Annotated in this window: 16 protein-coding genes and 1 pseudogene; 14 read left to right on the top strand and 3 right to left on the bottom strand. The window is 61.9% G+C overall.

What is annotated here, in order from left to right; genetic code table 11:
- Positions 1-211: 211 nt before the first annotated feature.
- The 3 genes and pseudogenes from rimP to infB all read left to right on the top strand — a co-directional run bounded on the left by rimP (position 212) and on the right by infB (position 5,558).
- Positions 212-691 carry a ribosome maturation factor RimP gene (gene rimP / locus ACFE70_RS06710; protein WP_375416954.1) on the top strand — a complete coding sequence of 160 codons (480 nt, stop codon included), beginning with the start codon at positions 212-214 and terminating at the stop codon, positions 689-691.
- Positions 692-864: 173 nt separating this feature from the next.
- Positions 865-2,097 (top strand): annotated as a pseudogene (nusA, locus tag ACFE70_RS06705) (transcription termination factor NusA); the annotation flags it as partial.
- Positions 2,098-2,444: 347 nt separating this feature from the next.
- Entirely contained in the window at positions 2,445-5,558 is a 3,114-nt protein-coding gene (infB, locus tag ACFE70_RS06700; RefSeq protein WP_375416953.1) for a translation initiation factor IF-2, read from the top strand.
- A 226-nt stretch (positions 5,559-5,784) separates the two neighbouring features.
- Here infB and ACFE70_RS06695 read toward each other — a convergent pair whose 3' ends face one another.
- Both ACFE70_RS06695 and ACFE70_RS06690 read right to left on the bottom strand, forming a co-directional pair.
- Positions 5,785-6,228: a hypothetical protein gene (locus ACFE70_RS06695; RefSeq protein ID WP_375416952.1), complete on the bottom strand. Its 444-nt coding sequence runs from the start codon at positions 6,226-6,228 to the stop codon at positions 5,785-5,787.
- A gap of 112 nt (positions 6,229-6,340) precedes the next feature.
- The gene (locus ACFE70_RS06690; RefSeq protein ID WP_375416951.1) at positions 6,341-6,547 is read right to left on the bottom strand and encodes a hypothetical protein; all 207 of its coding nucleotides are present in this window, start codon (positions 6,545-6,547) and stop codon (positions 6,341-6,343) included.
- 223 nt (positions 6,548-6,770) lie between these two features.
- Between ACFE70_RS06690 and ACFE70_RS06685 the strand changes: the two genes are divergently transcribed.
- From ACFE70_RS06685 to ACFE70_RS06650, 8 genes are all read left to right on the top strand, one after another.
- Positions 6,771-7,562, top strand: coding sequence for an enoyl-CoA hydratase/isomerase family protein (locus ACFE70_RS06685; protein ID WP_375416950.1), 792 nt, complete (start codon positions 6,771-6,773; stop codon positions 7,560-7,562).
- Between the two features lie 193 nt (positions 7,563-7,755).
- Positions 7,756-9,264, top strand: a complete 1,509-nt coding sequence (locus ACFE70_RS06680) for a polysaccharide biosynthesis C-terminal domain-containing protein (RefSeq protein WP_375416949.1) — start codon at positions 7,756-7,758, stop codon at positions 9,262-9,264.
- A 61-nt stretch (positions 9,265-9,325) separates the two neighbouring features.
- Entirely contained in the window at positions 9,326-9,760 is a 435-nt protein-coding gene (gene dut / locus ACFE70_RS06675) for a dUTP diphosphatase (RefSeq protein ID WP_375416948.1), read from the top strand.
- A gap of 137 nt (positions 9,761-9,897) precedes the next feature.
- Entirely contained in the window at positions 9,898-10,905 is a 1,008-nt protein-coding gene (locus tag ACFE70_RS06670) for a threonine/serine dehydratase (protein WP_375416947.1), read from the top strand.
- Positions 10,906-10,971: 66 nt separating this feature from the next.
- Positions 10,972-11,985, top strand: a complete 1,014-nt coding sequence (locus tag ACFE70_RS06665; RefSeq protein WP_375416946.1) for a sugar phosphate nucleotidyltransferase — start codon at positions 10,972-10,974, stop codon at positions 11,983-11,985.
- 190 nt (positions 11,986-12,175) lie between these two features.
- Positions 12,176-13,948, top strand: coding sequence for a tetratricopeptide repeat protein (locus ACFE70_RS06660; RefSeq protein ID WP_375416945.1), 1,773 nt, complete (start codon positions 12,176-12,178; stop codon positions 13,946-13,948).
- Positions 13,941-14,741 carry a DUF4292 domain-containing protein gene (locus ACFE70_RS06655; protein WP_375416944.1) on the top strand — a complete coding sequence of 267 codons (801 nt, stop codon included), beginning with the start codon at positions 13,941-13,943 and terminating at the stop codon, positions 14,739-14,741. The genes ACFE70_RS06660 and ACFE70_RS06655 overlap by 8 nt, the downstream gene beginning before the upstream one ends.
- Positions 14,742-14,978: 237 nt before the next feature.
- A complete protein-coding gene (locus ACFE70_RS06650) occupies positions 14,979-16,325 on the top strand; it encodes a murein hydrolase activator EnvC family protein (protein ID WP_375416943.1) in 1,347 nt (448 codons plus the stop codon).
- 260 nt (positions 16,326-16,585) lie between these two features.
- On the opposite strand, the gene ACFE70_RS06645 is transcribed toward ACFE70_RS06650, so the two are convergent.
- On the bottom strand, positions 16,586-17,569 hold the full coding sequence (locus tag ACFE70_RS06645) for a LytTR family transcriptional regulator DNA-binding domain-containing protein (RefSeq protein ID WP_375416942.1): 984 nt from the start codon (positions 17,567-17,569) through the stop codon (positions 16,586-16,588).
- A gap of 339 nt (positions 17,570-17,908) precedes the next feature.
- Between ACFE70_RS06645 and ACFE70_RS06640 the strand changes: the two genes are divergently transcribed.
- From ACFE70_RS06640 to gatA, 3 genes are all read left to right on the top strand, one after another.
- A complete protein-coding gene (locus ACFE70_RS06640) occupies positions 17,909-18,157 on the top strand; it encodes a twin-arginine translocase TatA/TatE family subunit (RefSeq protein ID WP_375416941.1) in 249 nt (82 codons plus the stop codon).
- Between the two features lie 64 nt (positions 18,158-18,221).
- Positions 18,222-18,647, top strand: coding sequence for a twin-arginine translocase TatA/TatE family subunit (gene tatA, locus ACFE70_RS06635; RefSeq protein WP_375416940.1), 426 nt, complete (start codon positions 18,222-18,224; stop codon positions 18,645-18,647).
- Between the two features lie 131 nt (positions 18,648-18,778).
- Positions 18,779-20,209 (top strand): Asp-tRNA(Asn)/Glu-tRNA(Gln) amidotransferase subunit GatA, encoded by a 1,431-nt coding sequence (gene gatA / locus ACFE70_RS06630; protein WP_375416939.1) that lies wholly within the window; start codon positions 18,779-18,781, stop codon positions 20,207-20,209.
- Positions 20,210-20,478 lie beyond the last annotated feature (269 nt).

Genomic DNA, 20,478 nt, shown 5'->3' with positions numbered 1-20,478 from the left:
TGTTAAGCTGATTACTTCCCCTGGTGAGATGCTTCGCTTGGGCTCAGCATGACGTTCTCTTATCATTCCAGACTCGCTACCCCGCTCTTGCGCCTGCCCGGCGATTATCGTATCTTTGCAGCAGAAATTTGTATTCAATCTGAAAAGAGGGGACGCGCAGTCCCCTCTTTTTTTCGCCCTACCCCCCGGCTCCGGCCGAACCCTCTTTTAGATGAGCTTTGACCGCAACCTAGTGCTGGAAATGCTGCACGATGCCCTCGGCTCGCTGGGCGAAACCGGCTTGTTCGTCATGGGTCTGACCGTGTCCGACTCGGTGCTGCCCAAGGTGACAGTCATCCTCGACGGGCCCGAAGGGCTGGGCATTAACGAGTGCGCCCAAATCAGCCGGCGGCTGGCCCGCCGCATTGATGAGCATTACGGCGAGGAAGCCGCGTACTCGCTGGAAGTGACCAGCCCCGGCGCCGACCAGCCCCTGACCGACCCGCGCCAGTACGTCCGCCACGTGGGCCGCACCTTAGCGTTGAAGCTCTCGGATGGCACCGAAAAATCGGGCACGCTGTTGTCCGCTACGCCCGAGGGCGTTGAAATTGAAGAAGTTATTAAAGTCAAAACCAAAAAAACCACGCTGCCGCCCGCCTTTTTCCCCTTCGCGGATATTAAGGAAGCCAAAGTAGTTATTTCGTTCAAGTAGGGTGCGGGGCTTGCCCCCGCCCGCTTTTTGGACGATTTTAGCTACGAAGCGCCAGCGCGATTTTCAACGATGGGCGGGGGCAAGCCCCGCACCCTACACGTTTAATTTCCCTATTAGTCATGGCAAAAAAAGTAGTAGTTGACCCAGCGGTGGTGGCCGCTGCCGCCGCCGAGATGAACTCGCGGATGCTCATTGAGAACTTCGGGGAGTTTGCCCGCAGCCGCAACATCGACCGGCCCACGATGATGTCGATTCTCGACGACGTTTTCCGGACCATGATTCGGAAAAAGTACGAGGACGACACCAACTTCGACGTTATCATTAACCCCGATAACGGCGACCTGGAAATATGGCGCAACCGCGAAATCGTGGACGACAACTCGGAGGATATCTGGGACCAGGACAAGATTCCGCTGGCCGAGGCGCACCAGATTGAGCCCGACTTTGAGGTGGGCGAATCAGTGGCCGAGCCGGTCAAGATTGAGGATTTCGGGCGCCGCGCCGTACTCATGGCCCGGCAGACGCTGATTCAGCGCGTCAAGGACATGGAGCGCGACAACCTGTTTCAGAAGTACAAGGACCAGGTGGGTGAGATTGTGACCGGCGAAGTTTACCAGGTGTGGAGCCGCGAGGCGCTGATTTTGGACAAGGACGAAAACGAGCTGGTGCTGCCCAAGTCCGAGCAGATTCCGAAGGACCGCTACCGCAAGGGCGACACCGTGCGCGCCGTGGTGCACCGGGTAGAAGTCATCAACGGCACGCCCAAAATCATCCTTTCGCGCGCCGCGCCGGCTTTCCTGGAGCGTTTGTTTGAGCAGGAAGTACCGGAGATTTTCGACGGCCTCATTACCATTAAAAACGTGGTGCGCGAGCCCGGTGAGCGGGCTAAGATTGCCGTAGAAAGCTACGACGACCGCATCGACCCGGTGGGCGCCTGCGTGGGCATGAAGGGGTCACGGATTCACGCCGTGGTGCGGGAGCTGGAGAACGAGAACATCGACGTTATCAATTACACCGACAATCTCGAACTCTACATTGCCCGCAGCCTCTCGCCGGCCAAGGTAGGTTCGATGAAAATCAATGAACAAACCGGCCGGGTGTCGGTGTTCATGAAGCCCGACCAGGTGAGCCTGGCCATCGGACGCGGTGGGGCTAACATCAAGCTGGCCTCGCGTCTCGTAGGCATGGAAATCGACGTTTTCCGCGAAGCCATCGACTACGAGGAGGACATCGCCCTGGACGAGTTCCAGGATGAGATTGAGCCCTGGATTATTGCCGAGCTAAAGAAGATTGGCCTCGACACGGGCCGGGCAGTGCTGGCCGTGAAGAAAGACGACATTGTGCGCCGCACGGAGTTGGAAGAAGAGACGGTAGATGACCTCTACCGCGTCATTCGCAACGAGTTTGCCGACGACGACGACCTGCCCGACGCGGCGGCCCCTACCCCCCCGACTGCGGCTGATGCCACCGACCCGGCGCCTAACGAAGCCGGTGGAGCTGACGCCGCTTCCAGTGCTGACGCAGTTGCCGAAGCCGATGCTCCGACTGAGGCGGTGCCTACCCTGGCACCGGAAGACACTGCCGCCGACGCGGGCTCTGAAGCTCCCGCCGCCTCCGCCCAATGAGCGGGCGCGGACGGGCGCTTCGGGGGCAATGGTATTAAATCTGGCCTATAAGCTGGATTTAACTCCGGCGGGCCAAATTTTATGTAATACCTTTGTACTTAGAACGTATCGTTCGCGAAAAAGAAAGAATGGCGGAAGCAACCCCGAAACGGCTACAACAGGCGGCCAAAGACCTGAACATCGGCATGGACCGGGTGGTAGAAGCCCTGGCCAAGAAAGGAATTCAGGTTGACAATAAGCCCACGACCAAGCTCACGGGTGACCAAGTCGGCCTGCTGGAGAAAGAATTTGCCTCTTCCGCCCTCGACAAGCAGGAAGCCCAGAAGCTGAGCGACGCCAAGCGGCAAAGCGAATTGCTGGCTGCCCCGCGCCCGGCCAACGGTAACGGCGCCGTGTCCAATAGTGCTGTCAAGGCCCCCATAGCGCCGGCTCGCCCGGCCACGCCGGTTGCGACTCCTACCGCCGCACCCGTCGTTGCTCAAGCCCCAGCGGCGGCACCGGTAGCTGCGTCACCGGTTGCACCAGCGCCAGTCCCTACCCCCTCGCCCACTGCGGAAACCGACCGGTCCGCCGCGCCCGGCCTGAAAGTGCTGGGACGCCTGGAGTTGGATGCCAAAGGTCGTCCCGTGCCGGCTCGTGCTGCCGCGCCAGCCCCAGCTGCCGCTGAGGCACTGAAAGCCGCGCCAGCCGCTCCTGCTCCGGCGCCTACCCCTGCTCCGAGAGTTGAAGCGTCTGCGCCGGTCGTAGCGAAGCAGGAAGAGAAACCTGTTGCCGCTCCGGTCCCGGTCGTAGCTGCGGCTCCGGCTGCTCCCGCACCGCAAGCGGTTGCCCCGGCACCCGTAGCCGCATCGGCCCCAACTCCGGCGGCTCCAGTAGCTGTCGCTCCGGCGACGCCCGTTGCTGTGGCGCCCGCCGCCCTGGTGGCAGAAGCTCCTGCGGCACCCGTCGTCGATGAGAGCACAATAACAGCCAAGGCTGACCAGCTCAAGGGCCTCACGGTGCTGGGCAAGATTCAGCTGCCGGTGGACGCTTCGCGGCGCGGTCCCGGTGGGCGCGGCCCGCGGCCAGTGGCCTCGTCCGATGTCAGCAAGCGTGGTATCAACCCCGCCGATAAGAAGAAGCGGGTTCGTTTGCCGGGACCTCCCGGCGCAGGTGGCGGCACGGGCGGCGGTAGTGGCTATCAGGGCAACCGCCCGGCGGGTACACCCGGTCAACAAGGGCAGAACCGACCCGGTGGGCCTGGGCAGCGGCCCGGCGGTCCCGGCCAGGGACGGCCCGGCGCGCCGGGTCAGAATGTGCCCCGGCCGGCGCAGCCCGGTGCTTCGCCCGAGCAGAACGACAAGCAGATTCAGGAGCAAATCAAGGCCACGCTGGCCAAGCTCAGCGGCGGCAAAGGGCAGCAGGCAGCCAACCGCGCCAAGTATCGCCGCGACAAGCGCGGTATGGCAGCCGAGGAGCGCGAAGCCATGCGCGCTCAGAACGAGCTGGACGCCAAAATTCTGAAGCTTACCGAGTTCATCTCGGCCAACGACCTGGCTTCGCTGATGGACGTGAACGTGAACGAGGTAATCAAGGTGTGCTTGACGATGGGCATGTTTGTGTCCATCAACCAGCGCCTCGATGCCGAGGCCATCACGGTAATTGCCGACGAGTTTGGCTACGATGTTGAATTTCTCTCTGCTGAGGAAGAGGAAATTGACGTGGATGCCGACGATGTAGCAGAGGACTTGAAGCCCCGCGCGCCCATCGTGACCATTATGGGCCACGTTGACCACGGCAAAACCTCACTCCTCGACTACATCCGCGAGGCGAGCGTAGCCAAGGGCGAGGCTGGCGGCATCACGCAGCACATTGGTGCTTACGAAGTAAAAACCAAGTCGGGCGCGCCGATTACGTTTCTTGACACGCCGGGCCACGAAGCGTTTACCGCCATGCGGGCGCGTGGTGCCAAAGTCACCGATATTGCCATCATCGTGGTGGCGGCCGACGACTCGGTGATGCCGCAGACCAAGGAAGCCATTAACCACGCGCAGGCGGCCGGTGTACCGATTATCATCGCCCTCAACAAGATTGACAAGCCGGCCGCCAACGCCGAGAAAATCCGCGAGGAGCTGTCGCAAATCAACATTCTGGTCGAGGAGTGGGGCGGCAAGTATCAGAGTCAGGAGGTATCCGCCAAGTCTGGTATTGGCATCGAGGAGTTGCTGGAAAAGGTGCTGCTCGAAGCCGAACTCTTGGAACTGAAGGCTAACCCCGACCGCAACGCCATCGGCACCGTAATTGAAGCTTCGCTGGATAAAGGCCGCGGCTACGTGACGACGGTGCTCGTGCAGACGGGCACGCTGGAAGTAGGTGACATTGTGCTGGCCGGCCCGCACTACGGCCGCGTCCGCGCCATGACTGACTACCGCGGCAAGAAGATGAAGGTGGCTGGCCCGGCCACGCCCGTGCAGGTGCTTGGCCTCACCGGTGCCCCGCAGGCCGGCGACCGGATTCAGGTGATGGAAACCGAGCGCGAAGCCCGCGAAACGGCCACGCAGCGCCAGCAGCTGGCCCGCGAGCAGACCATCCGCACCAAGAAGCACATCACGCTCGATGAAATAGGTCGGCGTCTGGCCATCGGCTCTTTCAAGGAACTCAACATCCTGGTGAAAGGCGACGTGGACGGCTCGGTGGAAGCGCTGTCCGACTCCCTGCTCAAGCTGAGCACGCCGGAAGTGAAGGTGAACATCCTCAGCAAGGGGGTAGGCGCCATCTCTGAATCGGACGTGCTGCTGGCTTCGGCCTCGGACGCCATCATCATCGGCTTCCAGGTGCGGCCCTCGCAGAGTGCGCGCAAACTGGCTGAGCAAGAGCAGATTGACATCCGCCTCTACAGCATCATCTACAACGCCATCAATGAGGTGAAGGATGCGATGGAGGGAATGCTCGCCCCGACGGTGCAGGAAGTCGTCACGGCCAATGCCGAGGTGCGGCAGGTGTTCAACATCACTAAAGTCGGCTCTATCGCCGGCTGTATGGTAACCGAAGGTGTGTTCACGCGCAAAACTAAGGTGCGCGTAGTGCGCAACGGCATTGTGCAGCACACCGGCGAGATTCAGGACCTCAAGCGCTACAAGGACGACGTATCCGAAGTGCGCCAAGGCTACGAGTGCGGTATCTCCATCAAGAACTTCAACGAGTTGCAGGAAGGCGACAACATTGAGGGCTTCGAGGAGAAGGAAGTAAAGCGCACGCTGTAAATCCGTTGTCTGAACCACGGATTTATCGGATTAAAAGGATTAATCGGATTTCGGGGACGATTCGGTCATTGACTTACTTCTTCAGATAAGAACCAAAGAAGGCCACTCTCGCGAGTGGCCTTTTGCTTTTTTAGAGAGGGTAGGAATTTGAAATTAAGCTTGCGGAATCGTCCCCGAAATCCGATTAATCCTTTTAATCCGATAAATCCGTGGTTCAGACAACGGATTAGAAAAACAAAAACTTCTTACGCTTTTTATCAATTAGCCGCTGGCCTCTGGGGTTGATGCCGCCGGCCATATGAGTCTGACCGCGCTTCTGCTTTTTGGCGGTAGGGCGCTTGTCCTTAAATTTTCGGACCTTAAAGCCACCTCCCCGGCCCTCATACTGACGGGCCTGGCTGGCATCGCGGCTCAGGCTGGTGTTGCCGGTGCCACCAGCGCGGGCCTCCAGAATTTCAAGCTGCTGGTCGCGGCGGGCTTCGTCGGGGCTCATGCGCTGGCGGCGCTCATCGCGAGCTTTGGCGGCGGGGCTTTGGCGGGGGTTGGCAGCGGCAGGGGGGGTAGGGACTGCGGCGGGAGCTGGAAAGTCGGGAGCGCCGGCGGGAGTTTGCGCGTAGGCAACGGGCAAGAATGCCGTGAGGAGCACAGCAACAGCAATCAAACGCGTCATAAGCAAGACAGAATACGGCCACGCGGCCACTGGCAGATTACTTGCCAAAACTGTTTGGCGCCCCGCGAAGTTCAGCGGCAAGGCTACGCGGTAGAAGCAGCCAGGGCAGCAATCAGCGGGCCGGACGCCGCGAGCGGCGCCCGGCAAACGTGGCCCGGCGGCGGGCGTTACGTCCGGGGCTCTCGCCGACGAAAACCTGCCGCAAGCGGCCTGCCGCTTTCACGGCTAGCAGGGCGAGCAGGGTGAAGCTGAAGGCCAGGGCCAGGTTAGGCGCATTTTCCTCCTTAAGAAATTCTAGAAAAGTAGCGTAAAGAAGCATAAGCACAAGTAGTTGAGTGAAAGGTCCTAACCGGACAGCTTTGCAGGGAATGGAGGCCAGGGCAGGCCGTAAAAATGCGCTGCCAGATTGCGCTTCGCTGCTTATTTCGACCAACCCAACTCCGCTATCGTCTAATTGGCTATGGCTAGCGACCAGTCGGCTGACAGCGGCGCGGGCTTCTATCTTTGGCCCGGCGCCAACCTGACGTTCTTTTCTCTGCCTTATGACCTTGTCCTTTGAAAACCTGCTCTATGACCTCGACACCGAAAGCGGCGTCCTGACCTTGACCCTGAACCGCGCCAGCAAGCTCAACGCCTTGAACGCGGCCACTATGGAAGAGCTGGGCCAGGCCATGCAGCAGGCCTTGGCTGATGCGCAAGTGCGCGGCGTACTGCTGACGGGCAGCGGCGAAAAGGCGTTCGTGGCCGGCGCCGACATTGCCGAACTGGCCGCGCTGGATGGGGCCGGCGCGCAGCGCGCAGCGGAGCGGGGGCAGGAAGTGTTTGCCATGATTGAGCAGAGTCCCAAGCCGGTGGTAGCGGCCGTGAACGGCTTTGCCCTGGGCGGCGGCTGCGAGCTGGCGATGGCCTGCCACGTGCGCGTGGCCGCCGACAACGCCCGCTTTGGGATGCCCGAAGTGACATTGGGCCTGCTGCCTGGCTTCGGCGGCACCCAGCGCCTGACGCAGCTGGTGGGCAAGGCCAAAGCCCTGGAATTGATGCTTACCGCCGACCAGGTGAAAGCCGACGAAGCTCTGCGCCTGGGTTTGGTCAATCACACGGTGCCCGCCGCCGAGCTGCTCGACTTCAGCCGGCAGTTGCTGGGCCGGATGCTGAGCCGCGCGCCGCTGGCCCTGGGCTTGGTCATTAAGTGTGTAAACGCGGTGTTTGCGCCGGCTGAAAACGGCTACACCACCGAGGCGCAGGCATTTGGCCATGCCTTCGAGACGGAGGACTTCCGGGAGGGCACGCAGGCCTTTCTGGAGAAGCGGCCGGCGAAGTTTGTGGGGAAGTAAAGCGATTTAATACTCTGTCTTGGCGCGGAGCTTTGCCCCGCGCCGACTACTAGCAGGCCGCTGACCGACAGAACAAGCAGAACAATGTATTAGTAACGACACGCAAGCCTGCCCGAATGGCGTGGCCCGGCTAAAGGCCGATGACTAAACGGCACGGGGCCGGAACCCCGCGCCAAGGATGCGACACTAACTTATGAGCATTGCTAAAAAACTCGCCTCGCAAACGGCTATCTACGGCGTAAGCAGCATCGTGGGGCGCGTGCTGAGCTACCTGCTGGTGCCGGTGTATACCGGGGCCTTCGCGGCGGCCGAGTACGGCGTCGTGACAGGCTTGTATGCTTACGTCTCGTTTCTGAACGTGGTGTTTACCTATGGTATGGAAACTACGTTTTTCCGTTTCGCTAATCGGCCGGACACTGACCGGCGCGAGCTGTACGACCGGGTTTTGAGCTTGCTGCTGGTGAGCACGGCCAGCCTCACGCTGGCGCTGATGCTGCTGGCGCGGCCACTGCTGGGACTGCTCAATATTCCGCTTGGCCACGAGCGGTACGCGGAGTGGGTGGCCCTGATTCTGGGGCTGGATGCGCTCTCGGCCATCCCATTTGCGCGGCTGCGGCTAGAAAACAAAGCGCGCAGGTTTGCCAGCATCAAGCTGGCGGGCATCGTGCTGAACGTGGCCTTGAACCTGTTCTTTATCGTGTTCTGCCCGGCGGTGGCGAGCGGCAAGTACCTGACCTCGCTGCAGCCGCTAGTGGTGCAGACGTACGACCCCACGGTGGGCGTCGGCTACGTGTTTCTGTCGAACCTGGCAGCCAGCGCCCTCACGCTGCTGCTGCTCTGGCGCGAACTGCTGGATTTCAAATTTCGGCTAAACCTGGGCTTGCTAAAGCCGCTGCTCGCTTACGCCTACCCCCTGCTGCTGATGGGCCTGGCGGGCATGGTGAACGAGACGCTGGACCGCATTCTGCTGCCCAAGTGGCTGCCTAAGGGCTTCTACCCCGGTCAGAGCAGCCTGACGGCGGTAGGCATTTATGGGGCCTGCTACAAGCTGAGCATCTTCATGACCTTGGTTATTCAGGCGTTCCGCTACGCGGCCGAGCCTTTTTTCTTCGCTCAGAGCGCCGAAAAGAACTCGCCGGCCACGTTCGCGCTGGTGCTGAAGTGGTTTACACTCTGCTGCGCCGTTATTTTCGTAAGCATTAGCTTGAATGTAGAAGATTTTGGGAGACTATTTTTACAGCGTGATGAGTATTTGCAGGGCTTGATGGTGGTACCGATTTTACTACTGGCGAACTTGTTTCTGGGCGTGTACTATAACTTGTCGGTCTGGTTTAAGCTGACGGATAAAACCTACTACGGCACCTACATCGGAGCGGCCGGGGCGGTGCTGACTATCGCGCTCAACTTCCTGCTGATTCCGGTGCTGGGCTACATGGGCAGCGCCATTGCCACGCTGGCCTGCTATTTCCTGATGGCCGTGCTGTGCTGGCGGCTGGGCGAGCGGCACTTTCCAGTGCCCTACCCGGCCCGGCGATTGGGGCTGTGGCTGCTGGTTGCCACCGGCTTGGTAGCGCTGGGCTGGCTAGTACCCGTGGCTGGCTGGTGGGCGCGCCACGCCTGGCACGCGGGCCTGACTGCCAGCTTTTTGCTGGCCTTGTGGGTGGTGGAACGGCCGCGAGTTGTGAGGCCAGTAGCCGCCTGATAATGCCCCTATCGCCCTTCCCACCTGCCTATCTTTGGTCGCCCAATCAGTTCCGGCTTTCATGCGTATTCCCGTTCTCAACCACTCTGGTCATCCGCTGCCGGCCTACCAAACGGCCCACGCCGCCGGCCTCGATCTGCGCGCCCATCTGCCCGAAGCGCCCGTGACGCTGGCGCCGCTGGCGCGCGCCCTCATTCCCACGGGCCTGAGCCTGGAGATTCCGGTCGGCTACGAGGCGCAGGTGAGACCTCGCAGCGGGCTGGCCGTCAGGCACGGCATTGGCCTGGTCAATAGCCCCGGCACCATCGACGCCGACTACCGCGGCGAGGTGCAGGTGCTGCTGGTGAATCTATCCAACGAGCCCTTCGTGGTGCGCGACGGCGAGCGAATTGCGCAGCTTGTCGTCGCCAAACACGAGGTAGTAGAATGGCAGCCCGCCGAAACCCTCAACCCGACCGAGCGCGGCAGCGGCGGCTACGGCAGCACCGGCGTTTGATTTATTGAGCGAAAAGAACGTCATGCAGAGCGCAGCGAAGCATCTTGCTCGCTAACTAATCAAAATGACTGAGCAACGATTATGTTATTTCCCCACGCGAAATGCTTCGCTCTGCTCTGCATGACCGCCTCTCTCCCATGTCTACCCAACCTAACCTCGTAACCTTTACTGACATCGAGCAGGCCCAGGCCCGGCTGCGGGGCGTGGTGTTGCGCACGCCGCTGCTACCCTTCGGCGGGCCCGAAGCCGATGGCGCCCAGCTTTATCTGAAGCCCGAAAACCTGCAGGCTGTGGGCTCCTTCAAGATTCGGGGCGCCAGCAACCGGCTTTTGAGCTTGACGAGTGAGGAGCGGCAGCGCGGCGTCATTGCCTATTCCAGCGGCAACCACGCGCAGGGTGTGGCCCGCGCCGCGCAGCAGCTTGGCATCCAGGCCGTGATTGTGATGCCGACCAACTCGCCCGAGGTGAAAGTAGCCGGCACGCGCAGCTATGGGGCCGAAGTAGTGCTGTATGACCCGGCCGTGGAACGGCGCGAGGACGTGGCCGCCCGCCTCATGCAACGCTCGCCCTACGTGCTGGTGCCGCCCTTCAACGACTTTCACGTCATCGCCGGGCAGGGCACCGTGGGGCTGGAAATCTTACAGGATTTGCCCGCCGTAGACCTGGTGCTGGTGCCGGTGGGCGGCGGCGGCCTCATCAGCGGGCTGGCCGTGGCGCTGAAAACCCTGCGGCCGGAAGTGAAGATTATCGGCGTGGAGCCCGAGCTGGCCGCTGATGCGCAGGCCTCGCTGCGCAGCGGGCAAATCGTCGGCTGGCCCGCCGCCGACACCAACCGGACCCTGGCCGACGGTGTACGCACGCTGGAAGTCGGCGACCTAACCTTTGCCCATTTGCAGCGTTACGTCGACGATATTATCACAGTGAGCGAAGCTGAAATTCGCCGGGCGACCCGGTGCCTGCTCACCGAATCACGGCTGCTGGTAGAGCCCACCGCCGCTTTGCCCCTGGCCGCCTACCTCTACCACCGCGCCGAGCTGCCCGCCGCCCGCCAAACGGTGGCCGTCGTGACCGGCGGCAATATCGACCCGGCCGTGCTGCTGAGTCTGTTGCAAGAAGTCCCCGCTGCCGCGCCGGCTCTGGCCTGAATGCTACATCCTACAAGCTGACTTTTCCCAAATTCCTACCCCCCTCTTTTCCAACAACCCTCCTACATGAAAATCATCGTCCCGATGGCTGGCATGGGCAAGCGGATGCGCCCCCACACCCTCACCGTTCCCAAGCCCCTGATTCCGATTGCCGGCAAGCCCATCGTGCAACGGCTGGTCGAGGACATCGCCAAAGTCTGCGGCGATGACGTGGAGGAAGTGGCCTTCATCATCGGGCGCAGCTTCGGCGCGGCCGTCGAGAAAAGCCTGGTTGCCATCGCCGAGTCGGTCGGCGCGCGCGGCACCATCACCTATCAGGACGAGCCGCTGGGCACGGCCCACGCCATTTTGTGCGCCAAAGAATCGTTGAGCGGGCCGCTGGTGGTGGCCTTCGCTGACACGCTTTTTAAAGCTGACTTTCAGCTCGATAGCAGCGTGGCCGGCACCATCTGGGTGCAGAAAGTGGAAGACCCGCGCCCGTTCGGCGTCGTCAGTCTCAACGAGCAGGGCCAGATTACCGGCTTCGTGGAAAAGCCGGAGCAGTTCGTATCCGATTTGGCCATCATCGGCATCTACTACTTCCAGGACGGCGAGTACCTGCGCCGCGAGCTGCAATACCTGCTCGACAACGACATCAAGGACAAGGGCGAGTTTCAGCTTACTAATGCGCTGGAGAACATGAAAAATCAGGGCACCGTGTTCGTGCCCGGCCAAGTGACCGAGTGGCTGGACTGCGGCAACAAGGACGCCACAGTGTTCACCAATCAGCGCTATTTGGAGTATTTAAAGGAGCGCGGTGAGAAGCTGGTCGCCGAGTCGGCCATCATCACCAACTCGGTGCTGATTGAGCCGGTGTACGTGGGCGAAGGCGCCATCATCACCAACTCCGTGGTGGGGCCGCACGTGAGCCTGGGCGCCCACGCCAACGTGCGCGACGCCCGCCTGAGTAACTCCATCGTGCAGGAATCGGCCACGGTGCTCGACGTAAACGTGACCAACTCGATGGTCGGCAACCACGCCAGCGTGAGCGGCAACCCGCGCGATTTGAGCCTCGGCGACTACAACCAGCTGCGAGTCTGAGGCCGGTGAGTTAGGCCCGAAAATCACCAAAAGAGGGGGTAGGGAAAGTAGGCTCCGCACAGCGAGGTCTGCTTTCCCTACCCCCTCTTTTGGTGACAAAGCTCACTAAATGGAATGCCGGCTTAACTTTACACGTTAGGCCTGCATTTCTATATCTTATCCAGCGGGCCGCCTTCGGGGCCTTCTTGCCATGCGCCGTTTGCTCTTCACGTTGCTGATTTTGGGAGGGCTGACGACGTGCGCTTCGGCCCAGACGCCGGCCAAGCTCAGCCGCAAGGAGCGGCGCGAGCTGGCTCAGCGGCTGGCCACGCCGGGGCCGCTGGCCGGCGCCGCGCTCTCGGAGCGCGACCGTGAGCAGAGCGAGGCGCTGTTTGTAGAAGGCGTGAAATACGTGTTGCTCGAAGACTACCCCAAGGCGCTGGAAAAGCTGCTGCGGGCCTACCAGTTTGCGCCCACCAACGCCGCCATCAACTACAAGCTGGCCGAGGCCAACATGCTCAGCGGCAACCTGCGCGATGCCACCGGCTACGCCGAGGCCGCCGTGCGCCTTGACCCCAAAAACACGTACTACTACCTCTTGCTGGCCCAGGTGCAGGCCTCCCAGAAGCAATATGACGCCGCCACGCGCACCTACGCCACGCTGGTGCGCGAGGTGCCCGGCGCGGGCTCCTACTTGTTTAATCTGGCCGATTTGTACTTGGCCCAGAACAAGCTATCTGAGGCTTTGAGCACGCTGAATCAGGCTGAAAAGCAGTTCGGGGCCGTCGATGAAATTGCCTTCAAAAAGCAGCAGATTTATCTGCGCCAAAACAACCTGACGGCGGCCGTGCAGGAAGGCGAAAAGCTGATTCAGGCCAACCCCAGCGAGCCCCGCTACGTGCTGGCCCAGGCGGAATTGTACGCCAACAACAACCGCCTGCCCGACGCCATCCGGGTGGCCGAGCAGGCCCTGAAGCTCGACCCCGACAACCCCCAGGCCCACCTGATTCTGGCTGAAGCCTACCGCCAGCAGGGTCAGGCGCCGGCCAGCGCGCAGCAGCTCAGGCTGGCGTTCGCCAGTCCGGCGCTGGGCATTGATGAGCAGGTGCGCATCCTGGTCGGCTACCTCAAGCAGCTGCCCAGCGCCAGCCCGGCCGTGAACGAGACGGCCCGTGCGCTGGCCGCTACCACCATCAGCGCCCACCCCAAGGAAGCTAAGGCCTACGCCGTGGCCGGCGACGTGGAAGCCCTGACCGGCCGCCGCCGCGAAGCCCGTAACCTCTACCTCAAGGCGTTGCGCTTCGACAACTCGAAGTTTCAAATCTGGCAGCAGGTCGTACTCATCGACGCCGAGCTGAATCAGGCCGACTCGCTGCTGGCCCACACCGACCGGGCGCTGGAGCTGTTTCCGAATCAGGCCACGCTCTGGTTTTATAACGGGGTGGCGCAGGGGCAGCGCCGCCAGCCCGCCCGCGCCGTGAAGGCGCTGGAATACGGCCGCAAGCTGGCCACCGACAACGCCGAGCTGCGCACGCAGTTTGATGCGCAGCTCGGCGATGCCTACCACAGCCTCAAAGACTACGAGAAGTCGGATGCCGCCTACGAGGCCGCGCTGCTGGCCGACCCCGAAAATGCCCAGGCGGCTAACAATTACAGTTACTTTCTATCGTTACGCGGCCAGAAGCTGGACCGGGCCAAGCAGTTGATAGAAAAGCTGCTGAAGCGGTTTCCCGGCAATGACACCTACCTCGACACCTACGCCTGGGTACTGTATAAGCAGAAAGACTACGCCGGCGCCCGCCAAGCCCTGGAGCAGGCCCTGAAAACCACCACCGACGCCACCGTCATCGAACACTACGGCGACGTGCTCTGGCAGCTGCAACAGCCCGACCTGGCGCTAACGCAATGGCAGCGCGCCCGTAAAGCCGGGACCGGCTCCGAATTCTTGGAGCGCAAGCTGAAAGACCGCAAACTCTATGAATAGACTGATGAGCCGGCCGCTAGCCCTGGCCCTACCCCTGCTGGTGGGAGCAATGCTAAGCGGCTGCCACCGCAAGCTGGCCGCCACCAAACCAGCCACGACGGCTACCAGCGTGGCGGTGCGGCCCGTGGAGCCGGCCGTGCAAGCCAAAAACACTACTTTCCGCTACCTCAAGGCCAAGGGCAAGCTGCAAATCGATTTCAAGGGCCGCAAACAAGGAGCCAACATGAGCCTGCGCATCCGCCGCGACAGTGCCATCTGGCTGTCGGGCTCGCTGGTGGGGGTCGAGGGCGTGCGGGCGCTGCTCACCCCCGATTCGGTGCGGGTAGTGATGCCCTTGCAGCGTGAGTATTTCGCCGGCGGCTACCGCTACCTGAGCCAGCTGCTGGGCGTGCCCGTCACGTTTGGGCAGTTGCAGGCCCTGCTGCTCGGCGACTACTTTCCGGCGCCGGCCGGCACCGCGCCCACCGTGGTCAACGAGGCGGGCCGGCAGCGCGTGAGCTACCCCCAGACCACCTTATTGCTCGAACAGCTTATCGCCCTGAGCACCGGCCGCTTGCAGCAGCTCAAGGTAACGGATAGCAGCAAGCCTCGCGGCCTGACGGTCGATTATTCGGATTTCCGGCCCGTCGAGCCCAGCAACCTGCCCTTCGCCCACGCAACCTTCGTGCAGGCCCGGCAGGGCGCCGATGGCACCACCACGCTTTCTATCAACTACTCGAAGGTTGATTTAGACCGCGAAAGGCTTAATTTTCCGTTTTCAATTCCTGCCAAATACAAATCGGTGCGGCTGTAAGTCGGCATTTGCTTGTTGAGGCAGTTGGTCAGAACCGGGGGGGGTAGGGATTTCAGCCGAAAGTGCTTCCCGCCAGAATCCCTACCCCCTGCCGCCCGCCAAACCGCTTCCGCTTCGCGGGCGGTCAGCGCGGCGGGCGCGGCCTGGCCCGGAATAGCCTTCATAACTCAGTAAATCGTGGTTGGAATCAGGTTTTGGGGAAAGCGGAGTTGGCAACAACCAACGGGCGGCTGGCTCTTGCTGCTGTTTTTGGTGTGTCTGCTGGCGGCGCTGCCCGCCACCGCGCAGCGCGCTACCCGAAACCAGCGGCCCAAGAGCAAGGCTCAGCTGGAGCGGGAGCGCCGCCGCAACCTGCGCCAGATTCAGGAAACCAGCCGGGTGCTGACCCAAACTACCCAGAAAAAGCAGGCCTCGCTGGGCGAGCTGAACGTGATTAAGGAAAAGCTGACAGTTAAGAAAACCGTCATCCAAACCATCAACACCCAGCTGCAAGGCCTGGAAACCGGCGTGCGCCAGACTGTACGGCAGGTGCAGCAAACCCAGCAGACCCTGGCCGAGCTGCGCGCCGAATACGCCCGCCTGCTCTACGGCGCCTCGAAAACGGCCAACGGCTTCAACCGGCTCATGTTTCTGTTTGCGGCCGACTCGTTTAACGAGTTTGCCCGGCGCCTGCGCTACGTGCGCCAGTACACGGAAGAGCGGCAGGCCCAGGCCCAGCGCATCATCGGCGCTCAGCAGCAGCTCAACCAGCAGCTCAGCGGCCTGACGCGCCAGCAGCAGCGCAAGCAAACCCTGCTGGGCTCGCAGCTGGCCGAAAACCAGAACCTGCTCAGCCTCAAGACCCAGCAGGACGAGATGGTGCAGCAGCTCAGCCAGCGCGAGCAGGACCTGCGCCAGCAGCTGCAAGACCGCCAGCAGGCCGTGCGCCGCCTCGACAACCTGATTGCCGAGCGCGTGCGCGAGGAAATTGCCCGCGCCGCCCGGGCCGCCCGCCTCGCCGCCCGCCGCCGCGAGCAGGAACTGGCCGCCCGGCGCGCCGCTCGCGCCCCTACCCCCTCCGCCGGCCGCAACCGCCCGGCCGGCGGCGCCGACGCGCCCGAAACGGCGGCCGAAGCCGCCGCCGACCGCCGCGCCTCGCGCGTGGCCCTGACGCCCGAAACCTCGCTGCTCTCCTCCTCATTTGCTGGTAACCGCGGGCGCCTGCCCTGGCCCGTAGGGCGGGGCTTCATCAGCCAGCGGTTTGGGCGGCATCCGCACCCGGTGCTGCGGCACGTGGTGGTCGAAAACCGCGGCGTCGATATCCAAACTTACGCTGGTGAGGCCGTGCGGGCCTGCTTTAGCGGCACGGTGCTCACCGTGGCCAGCATCGCGGGCATGAACAACATCGTCATGATTCAGCACGGCGACTACTTCACCGTCTACGCCAAGCTGCGCTCGGTGAGCGTGCGCCAGGGCCAGCACGTGGACGCGCGTGATGCTATCGGCACGGTGGCCATCAACAGCGAGGGCGCGGCCGAGGTCCAGTTTCAGGTCTGGCACAACTCCTCAAACCTGAACCCCGAAAGCTGGCTGGGCCGGCGCTAGGGTTGGCTTGGCGCCGCGCCGGGGGGGTAGGCATAAAAAAACCGGCACTAGAAGCGCCGGTCTTTCTGAGCTATGAAAACAAACTTAGCCACCCCCTACAGCAAGCGGCGTATGCCGGGGCCTTGGCAGCTCCGGCTAGCGGCCCTTAATAGGCGATAACCAGGACAAATTTGAGCGTTGGCAAGGCAACCTGAAGCATTGCCTGGGCCAATTAAATCGGTTTCTCGATGAACAGCGTGCTTTGCCCCGCCAACGGCCAATTACACATGATTAAGGCGGCCCAGCAGCGCCGGCTTGTAGGAGCTGCCGATGGGCACGGACTGGGAGAGGCGGCTATTTTCCTGCGCTGAGTCGAGGAGCAGCAGGTCATTTTCGATGACCATGATGCGGTCGAGGCGCACGATGTACTTGCGGTGGACGCGGGCAAAGTCACGGGCCGGCAGCTTAGCTTCCAGCTCCTTCATGGTGGCATACACCGTGAACCGCTCGTGGGTAGTGTGCACGTTCACGTAGTCGCCCAGCGCCTCCACGTAGTGAATATCGGCCGTGAGCACGCGCACCAGCCGCTGTTCCTGCTTCACAAAAATCTCGTTGCGCCAGCCCCCCACCATCGCCGACTGGGCCGCCGAGTTAGCCAGCCGCAGGATCTTGTCGATTTTTTCCTTTTCCTCAGCCAGCTGCTGCCGGGCGCGGCCCAGCTCCAGGTGGGCCGCCACCTGCCGCCCCAGAATGCGCAGGGCCTCACGCTGCCCGTCGCTGAGCTGGTGGGGCGTCGTGTCGAGGGCGCAGAGCGTGCCCAGCGGCAGGCCCTCGGGCGTGAGCAGCGCGACTCCGGCGTAGAAGCGCAGGAAAGGGTCACCGGTGACGAAGGGACTCGCCCGGAAGTCCGCGTCCTGAAGCATGTCCGAAATTTCAAACACATCCTCGGCCCGCATAGCGTACTGGCAGAACAAAGTGATGTGGGACAGCTCGGTTGCGTCGAGCCCAAACCGGGCCTTGAGAAACTGCCGGTCGACACCGATGATAGACACCGCTGCCATAGACGTGCCGCAGATGAATGCCGCCAGCTGAGTTAGCTCGTCGAGGTGCTTTTCGGGGAGCGTATCGAGCAGCGGATAGTTGCCCAGCGCCTCCAAGCGGTCGGCCTCATTTACTTGGCGCAGGGCACTGAGCAGTGGCCGCCGGCCCGGAGTGGGCGTTGGGTCCGGAGGACCTGGCGGGGACATCAGCGAGCTGGAAGGCATAGAGGCGAATAAATTAAACCGGGCTGAGCGCCGATACAGCTGGGTAGTAGGGCGGATAAACTACTCAGTATGTAGTGCTAACAAAGCTAGCCCGCGATGGCCGCCACTTTGGTCCGTTCGTCGGCCAACAGTCCGTGCGCGGGGTTAAACGAGCTAAATTGCCCCTTCGGCGCGCATTTTTAATGTTCGGGCGCTGTTGCCAGCCGGCAGGCACTGACAGGCTCCGGCTGGGACAGGGGGGGTAGGAAACCGGCTTTTCGGTACCTTTACAATCCCAAAGCCGCGGCGCCCACGTATAACCGTTTTTCCATCCTTAACCGGGTTCCGGCCCACCCTTCCATGCTAGACTCCTTGTTTCTGATTGGCTCGTTCGGCACCTCCGAGATGCTGCTGATTGCCTTTGCACTGATTTTGCTCTTCGGCGCTAAAAAAATCCCTGAGCTGTTCCGGGGCATGGGTCAGGGCGTGCGCGAGTTCAAAGATGCCACCAAGCCCACCGACGAGCCCCGCTACCACGACCAGACGACGACTACGCCGCCGGCCCCTACCCCCCTCAACCCCAACGACCCGCTGCAACCCCGGCGCTAGACTAACTTACGGAACTAGCTCTCAGCTGCTTCTGAAAACGGATACTAACTTATCGATTTCTATTATGAACAGTCCTCTCTTATTTCTCGGTGACTTGGGCGGCGGTGAGATTATGCTCATCATGGTCGTCATTCTGATTTTCTTCGGCGCCAACAAGATTCCAGAGCTGGCGCGCGGTCTGGGCAAAGGCATCCGCGAGTTCAAGGACGCGAGCAGTGAAATTCGCAGCGAGTTTGAAAAAGTGGGGCAAACACCACCCCCATCTCAACAAGCCTACCAGCAGCCGGCCGCCTACGCTACGCCGCCCGCCTATGAGGCAACCCTGACCGACAACCCGCTGCCCGTGCAGCACCACGACACGCCTCTGCCCGGCAACCCGACAGTAATCGGTACGCCGCTCGCCGATGGCAGCTCAACTGCCGCCCCGGCCTACGGCACGCCCGATACGGCCCGGCCGCGCCTCGACCAAACTCATTCTTCGGAAGCCTAAGCCAGCAAGTTGCCGGTTTTTGGTTGTCAGTTGTTAGTTTGGGGCCAGCATAATTTAAACTGGTAATGCCAAGCCGACGACAACCAACTGACAGCGAACAACCAGCAACTGACAACTAACTCCTGATTCTTTTGCGTCGTTTTCATTCTCTTTCGGAAGTGCAGAGCAAGCTGGCGGTGGGCAATCTGTCCTGCCGCCAGCTCGTTGATTATTACCTCGATAACATCGAGCGGCAGGCTCATCTGAACGCCTTTCTGGAAGTGTGGGCTGATGAGGCCCGCGCCCAGGCCGCCGCCGTCGATGCCAAGCTCGCAGCCGGCACGGCTGGCCCTCTGGCCGGCATGGTGCTGGGGCTGAAGGACGTGCTGGCCTACGCTGGCCACCGGCTGCAAAGCAGCTCGCGGATGCTCGACGGGTTTCGCTCGCTCTTCACCGGCACGGCCGTGCAGCGCCTGCTCGACGCCGACGCCATTCTGATTGGCCGCCAGAACTGTGATGAGTTTGCGATGGGCGGCTCAAACGAAACCTCGTTTTTCGGCCCCGCCCGCAATGCCCAGGACCCGGAGCGGGTGCCGGGCGGCTCGTCGGGTGGCTCAGCGGTGGCGGTGCAGGCTGATATGTGCCTGGCCTCAATTGGCTCCGACACCGGCGGCTCGGTGCGGCAGCCGGCGGCTTTTTGCGGCGTGATTGGCTTTAAGCCCACGTATTCGCGTGTCTCGCGCTACGGGCTGGTGGCGTTTGCCTCGTCGTTCGACCAGATTGGGCCCCTCACCCGCTCGGTGGAAGACGCGGCGCGGCTGCTGGAAGTTATGGCCGGACCCGATGGCCTGGACAGCACCGCCAGCCAGCGCGAAGTACCCGCCTACAGCCAGCAGCTCGCGCCCGCCCCGCACTACCGCATCGGCTACATCGCCGACGCTGTGAACCGGCCGGGCTTGCAGCCGGAAATCAAAGCTGCCCTGGATGAGACGCTGAACACCTTACGCGCTCAAGGCCACGTAGTCGAGCCAGTCGATTTTCCCTACCTCGACTACATGATTCCGACTTATTACATCCTCACCACCGCCGAGGCCAGCTCCAACCTGGGCCGCTTCGACGGGGTGAAGTACGGCTACCGCGCCCCGGATGCCACGGACCTGGAATCGCTCTACAAGAAGAGCCGCGCCCAAGGCTTTGGCGCCGAGGTGCAGCGGCGTATCCTGCTGGGCACCTTCGTGTTGAGTGCCGACTACTACGACGCGTATTACACCAAGGCCCAGCAGGTCCGGCGCCTCATTAAGGACAAAACTGACGAGCTGCTGCGGCAGTATGACTTCCTGCTGCTGCCCACCACCCCTACGACAGCTTTCAGGCTGGCCGAAAAGCAGGACCCGTTGAGCATGTACCTAGCCGATATTTTCACCGTGCAGGCCTCGCTGGCGGGCGTGCCGGCCATCTCGGTGCCGGCCGGCGAGGATGCGGCGGGTTTGCCCATCGGTTTGCAGGTTATGGCTGGTGCCTTCCGTGAGGCCGATTTGCTGGCTTTCTCGACCTTGCTCACGGCGGAAACAGTGACGGCTTAAAAGCTACCTGCCTATTTAACTAACCAACCTGCGATTAGCAGCGCCAAGGCGTAAAAAGTTTGAACCTCTGCGAGACGACAGCCATCGGTGAACCGATGCTGCTGCTTCGCGGAGGTTTTGCTGTTTTCCTACCCCCTCTTTTACTGGTAAGTCAACTAGCGCCAGTCGGTCCTTTGCGTCAGCTATAAACATCAGAATTTTGCTCCGAAGAAAACAAAATTTCGGCTGCGACGACACGTTGCGGGACTGTGAGGGAGTAGGGAATCCTC

Origin of the sequence: uncultured Hymenobacter sp., from assembly GCF_964243305.1 — a bacterium.
Classification (GTDB): Bacteria; Bacteroidota; Bacteroidia; order Cytophagales; family Hymenobacteraceae; genus Hymenobacter.
The sequence above is the reverse complement of the archived record's forward strand: the minus strand, read 5'-3'. Positions and strand labels throughout refer to the sequence as shown.

Excerpts from the sequence above, each read along its gene's own strand:
- infB (WP_375416953.1), top strand. The coding sequence starts at position 2,445 with ATGGCGGAAGCAACCCCGAAACGGCTACAACAGGCGGCCAAAGACCTG.
- ACFE70_RS06690 (WP_375416951.1), bottom strand. The coding sequence starts at position 6,547 with ATGCTTCTTTACGCTACTTTTCTAGAATTTCTTAAGGAGGAAAATGCG.
- ACFE70_RS06640 (WP_375416941.1), top strand. The coding sequence starts at position 17,909 with ATGCTAGACTCCTTGTTTCTGATTGGCTCGTTCGGCACCTCCGAGATG.
- ACFE70_RS06695 (WP_375416952.1), bottom strand. The coding sequence starts at position 6,228 with ATGACGCGTTTGATTGCTGTTGCTGTGCTCCTCACGGCATTCTTGCCC.
- ACFE70_RS06685 (WP_375416950.1), top strand. The coding sequence starts at position 6,771 with ATGACCTTGTCCTTTGAAAACCTGCTCTATGACCTCGACACCGAAAGC.
- ACFE70_RS06645 (WP_375416942.1), bottom strand. The coding sequence starts at position 17,569 with ATGCCTTCCAGCTCGCTGATGTCCCCGCCAGGTCCTCCGGACCCAACG.
- ACFE70_RS06665 (WP_375416946.1), top strand. The coding sequence starts at position 10,972 with ATGAAAATCATCGTCCCGATGGCTGGCATGGGCAAGCGGATGCGCCCC.
- ACFE70_RS06655 (WP_375416944.1), top strand. The coding sequence starts at position 13,941 with ATGAATAGACTGATGAGCCGGCCGCTAGCCCTGGCCCTACCCCTGCTG.
- rimP (WP_375416954.1), top strand. The coding sequence starts at position 212 with ATGAGCTTTGACCGCAACCTAGTGCTGGAAATGCTGCACGATGCCCTC.
- ACFE70_RS06670 (WP_375416947.1), top strand. The coding sequence starts at position 9,898 with ATGTCTACCCAACCTAACCTCGTAACCTTTACTGACATCGAGCAGGCC.
- ACFE70_RS06660 (WP_375416945.1), top strand. The coding sequence starts at position 12,176 with ATGCGCCGTTTGCTCTTCACGTTGCTGATTTTGGGAGGGCTGACGACG.
- dut (WP_375416948.1), top strand. The coding sequence starts at position 9,326 with ATGCGTATTCCCGTTCTCAACCACTCTGGTCATCCGCTGCCGGCCTAC.
- ACFE70_RS06680 (WP_375416949.1), top strand. The coding sequence starts at position 7,756 with ATGAGCATTGCTAAAAAACTCGCCTCGCAAACGGCTATCTACGGCGTA.
- tatA (WP_375416940.1), top strand. The coding sequence starts at position 18,222 with ATGAACAGTCCTCTCTTATTTCTCGGTGACTTGGGCGGCGGTGAGATT.